At 59.4% G+C, this 429-nt stretch carries 1 pseudogene; it reads right to left on the bottom strand.

The window, feature by feature from the left end:
- Positions 1–240: 240 nt before the first annotated feature.
- A pseudogene (locus tag EN906_RS36970) lies at positions 241–429 on the bottom strand (GNAT family N-acetyltransferase); the annotation flags it as partial.

The raw sequence follows: 429 nt of genomic DNA, 5'->3' as shown, positions 1-429 counted from the left end.
ATCGACGGTCTGACCGAACGCAGGCGCGCTCAACGCAAGGAGGAAAACGAATGGCAGGGCACGGTTCACGCGAATTCTCCGTTTGACCTAATGCATGTCGCCCAAAGTGGGTCCTGGTTTGGGAGAACGACATGCATAAACAAAACCCCAAAGCGCATGCGCTTTAGAAGGGACGTCCGTCTGGTATGAAATTACTGCTGCAACCGCAAGGTGAGATCAACAAGCCACGAGCGGACCTCATCAAAGCACCAGCCGCATCAGCGGGCGGCCGGCCTTGCGTTCCACCAGCCGCTCGAAACCCGCCTTCTCGAAGATCCGCGACGAGCCGACGAACAGGCCGATCGAGCGCGAATCGCGAGACAGGTCCATCGGGCACGCCTCGAGCAGCCGGGCTCCATTCTGGCGGGCGAAATTTATGCCGCCTTCGAC

It is taken from the genome of Mesorhizobium sp. M7A.F.Ca.CA.004.06.1.1, assembly GCF_003999135.1.
Lineage (GTDB): Bacteria > Pseudomonadota > Alphaproteobacteria > Rhizobiales > Rhizobiaceae > Mesorhizobium.
This window is presented reverse-complemented; position numbering and strand designations above follow the sequence as displayed.